5 protein-coding genes and 1 pseudogene are annotated in these 3,469 nt (G+C 67.3%); 2 read left to right on the top strand and 4 right to left on the bottom strand.

From position 1 onward, the window contains the following. A pseudogene (locus VGD32_RS07140) lies at nt 1–616 on the top strand (class I poly(R)-hydroxyalkanoic acid synthase); the annotation flags it as partial. Further along, a complete protein-coding gene (locus VGD32_RS07135) occupies nt 613–987 on the top strand; it encodes a hypothetical protein (protein ID WP_331031211.1) in 375 nt (124 codons plus the stop codon). The pseudogene VGD32_RS07140 and the gene VGD32_RS07135, both read left to right, overlap by 4 nt. 4 nt (nt 988–991) lie before the next feature. On the opposite strand, the gene msrB is transcribed toward VGD32_RS07135, so the two are convergent. From msrB to rpsI, 4 genes are all read right to left on the bottom strand, one after another. Beyond that, nucleotides 992–1,489 (bottom strand): peptide-methionine (R)-S-oxide reductase MsrB, encoded by a 498-nt coding sequence (msrB, locus tag VGD32_RS07130; RefSeq protein WP_331031210.1) that lies wholly within the window; start codon nt 1,487–1,489, stop codon nt 992–994. 399 nt (nt 1,490–1,888) lie between these two features. Next, the gene (gene argC / locus VGD32_RS07125; protein WP_331031209.1) at nt 1,889–2,818 is read right to left on the bottom strand and encodes an N-acetyl-gamma-glutamyl-phosphate reductase; all 930 of its coding nucleotides are present in this window, start codon (nt 2,816–2,818) and stop codon (nt 1,889–1,891) included. After that, complete coding sequence (locus tag VGD32_RS07120; RefSeq protein WP_331031208.1) at nt 2,815–3,150, bottom strand: hypothetical protein; 336 nt, start codon at nt 3,148–3,150, stop codon at nt 2,815–2,817. The genes argC and VGD32_RS07120 overlap by 4 nt, the downstream gene beginning before the upstream one ends. 112 nt (nt 3,151–3,262) lie before the next feature. After that, a partial coding sequence (gene rpsI / locus VGD32_RS07115; RefSeq protein ID WP_331031207.1) for a 30S ribosomal protein S9 occupies nt 3,263–3,469 on the bottom strand: 207 nt, incomplete at its 5' end.

Here is a 3,469-nt window from a genome sequence, read left to right as displayed (position 1 = left end):
CCTGCCCGGCGCGGCCATGGCCGACACCTTCAACGCCCTGCGCGCCAACGACCTGATCTGGTCCTTCTTCGTCAGCAACTATCTGATGGGCAAGGACCCGCCCGCCTTCGACCTGCTGTTCTGGAACGCCGACCAGACCCGCATGCCGAAGACGCTGCACCTCGACTACCTGCGCTCGATGTACGGCCGCAACGCCCTGTCGAAGGGCGAGTTCGAAATCGGCGGCGTCCGCGCCGACCTGTCGAAGGTGACAATCCCGCTCTACTTCCAGGCCAGTCGCGAGGACCACATCGCACCGATGAACTCGGTCTACCGCTCGGCCAGGGCCTTCTCCAACGCCGACGTCACCCTGACCCTCGCCGGCTCCGGCCATATCGCCGGGGTGGTCAATCCGCCGGCGGCGAACAAGTACCAGCACTGGATCAACCCGGCCCTCCCCGCCACCCTGGCCGAGTGGCAGGCGGGCGCCCAGGAACGCCCCGGCAGCTGGTGGACCCACTGGGCAGACTGGCTGCACGCCCGCTCCGGCGACTGGGTTCCCGCCCGGGATCCGAAGAAGGGCCCCCTCCCCCCGATCGAACCGGCCCCCGGCTCCTATGTGAAGGTGAAGTCTTGAAGCGGTTCGAACCCAATCTGCTGCTGGCCCTGTCGACCGGCCTGGCGCTCATTCTCGTGGTGGTCACGGCCAGCTTCTACGGCTCGGCGGTGCTGCTGCCGCGCAACCTCGTGCTGGCCGCCGCCTGCTCGATCGGCTTCGTGCTGCTCAATCCGCCCCTGATGAAGATGATGCGGATCAAGCCCCGCCCGCCGATGATCCATCGCGACAGCCCCGGCACGGCGGCCTGGGCGGGCCTGTTTCCGATGGGCGTCATGCTCGCCGCCGCCATCCCGATCTTCTGGCCCGGCCACGATTACGGCCTGCTGGTGATCATCGCCGCCGTCTGGTTCGGCGTCACCCTCGAGTCGGCCATCAAGGCGTCGCGCTGACCGGTCAGGCGGGCACGAACCTCAGCGCCACCCCGTTGTTGCAGTAGCGCTTGCCCGTCGGCCTCGGCCCGTCGTCGAAGATGTGTCCCTGATGCCCGAGGCAGCGGGCGCAGTGATACTCGGTGCGCGGGAAGCCGATCTCGTAGTCGGTCCTGGTGCCGATATTGGCGGCGATGACGTCGTGGAAGCTCGGCCAGCCGGTGCCGCTGTCGTATTTCCACTGCGAGCGGAACAGCGGCAGGTCGCAGCCCCGGCACACGAAGGTCCCGCGCCGGTGCTCCTCGTTCAGCGGGCTGGTGTAGGGCCGCTCCGTCGCCGCGCGCCGCAGCGTCTGGTAGCTCGCCGCCGGCAGCCGCGCCCGCCACTGGGCGTCAGTCAGCCTGCGAAACGGCGAGTTGGCGTACTGCGCCTCCGACGCGTCGGCGCGGTCCGACGAACAGGCACCCAGCGCGAAGGTTCCGGCGGAGAGCATCAGATCGCGGCGGGAAAGAGCGTAGGTCATCCCCTCATACGTCGGAACGACCGCCCCGGTTTCAACCCCTCGTCCTTATCGGGGCGGCGGCCTGACGGACCCCTTGCCTGCTCGGTCTGGAACAGTTTCTTTCGAAAGCCGACCCTCACGCCTTGCCTTCTCGACCGCGTGATTGACATCGGACACGACGAAGGGGCATGGCCCTGAGCCCACTTCTTCGACGGCGAAAGGGGTTCCTACCGCGAACCAGAAGCGCCACCTCTGTCCGATCCATACATGGACATGAGAGAGGCCATCCGGCGAAGTTGCGCAGCCTCCGTCACTCCACTCCGTTCCCCAGAACTTCGACAAATCCCCCTCCTTGGTTGGTCAGGGAGTGGCTCACGAATATCACCGTTCGTCAAATGTCGGGCAGCGCCTCGGGACGGATCACATCAGCCCCGTCCCCTCGTCCAGCCCCAGCATCAGGTTCAGGTTCTGCACCGCCGCCCCCGACGCCCCCTTGCCGAGGTTGTCCAGCAGGGCCACCAGCCGCGCCTGTTCCCCGCCCCGGTCGCCGAACACGTGCAGCCGCATCCGGTTGGTGCCGTTCAGCCCCTCCGGCTCGATCCCGGTCATGGCCTCGGTCTCCTCCAGCGAAGCGACCTCGACGAACCGCGCTCCGGCATAGGCCTCGACCAGGGCCCCGTGCACCACCTCCACCGACGGCGATCCCGGCAGGGCGCCCAGATGCAGCGGAACCTCGACCAGCATCCCCTGCCGGTACGCCCCCACCGCCGGCGCGAACAGCACCGGCCGCTCCAGCCCCGTATGCTTCGTCATCTCCGGCACATGCTTGTGCTTCAGCGTCAGACCATAGGCGCGGTACGCCTCCGCCCCGGCCTCGAACTCGGCGATCATCGCCTTGCCGCCGCCGGAATAGCCCGACACGGCGTTGACCGTCACCGGCCAGCCCGCCGGCACGATCCCCGCGCTCACCAGCGGCCGGACCAGCCCGATGAAGCCGGTCGGATAGCAGCCCGGGTTCGACACCCGCCTGGACTCCGCGATCTTCTCCCGCTGCCCCGGCGCCATCTCCGCGAAGCCATACGTCCAGTTCGGATCGACCCGATAGGCCGTCGAGGCGTCGATGACCCGCACGGACGGATTGTCGATCATCGCCACGGCTTCCTTGGCCGCGTCATCGGGCAGGCACAGGATCACCGCATCGGCCGAATTCAGCGCCTCGCGCCGCGCCGCCACCTCGCGCCGCCGCTCGCCGAGCAGGATCAGCTCCAGATCGGAACGCGCCTCCAGCCGCTCGCGAATCTCCAGCCCCGTGGTCCCGGCCTCGCCGTCGATGAAGATGGTGTGGGTCACGTAGCGTCATCCATGCCGTAATCCGGTTGGCCCCAGAAGAGGCGGAACTCTTCAAGCATCCAGAGCGCCTTACCCTTCAATTTTGCGCGGGCGAGACGCTGCGAGGCGGCGTCATCGTTGAAAAGCTCAAGAGCTCCGGGCCCCAAGATGTCCAAACTGGTCTTGTCAGCCCGTACGGCCAACTCGTTCCAGTAGACGAAGACGGAATCCGCTTCCTCTGGCGAGAGACGGCCCTGCTTGATCGATTGAGCCACGGCTCCGATGACGACCGTGGGGCCGTCTTCGAGATCGAAACGCCCCTTGAGGACCGGACACGCGTTCAGCATGTCCACAATCACCGGACTATCCGCAGCTCTCACATCCGCCTCCGCGAGTGATCGACAAAGAAAAAGGGCGCTCCGGTTTCCCGAAGCGCCCCCATCCATAACCGCTTTCGCGATCCGCTTAGCGCTTCGAGAACTGGAAGGACTTGCGGGCCTTGGCGCGGCCGTACTTCTTGCGCTCGACGACGCGGGCGTCACGGGTCAGGAAGCCGTGCGGCTTCAGGACCGGGCGCAGCGCCGGCTCATAGTGGGTCAGGGCGTGCGACAGGCCGTGGCGGATGGCGCCGGCCTGGCCCGACAGGCCCGAGCCCTCGACCGTGCAGACCAC

The sequence above is a fragment of the Brevundimonas sp. genome, assembly GCF_036402095.1.
Classification (GTDB): Bacteria; Pseudomonadota; Alphaproteobacteria; order Caulobacterales; family Caulobacteraceae; genus Brevundimonas.
Note: the sequence above shows the minus strand (reverse complement) of the source record. Positions and strands in the feature narration are given on the sequence as shown.

Bases quoted from the DNA above. Each gene is read 5' to 3' on its own strand.
- msrB (WP_331031210.1), bottom strand. From the start codon at position 1,489: ATGACCTACGCTCTTTCCCGCCGCGATCTGATGCTCTCCGCCGGAACC.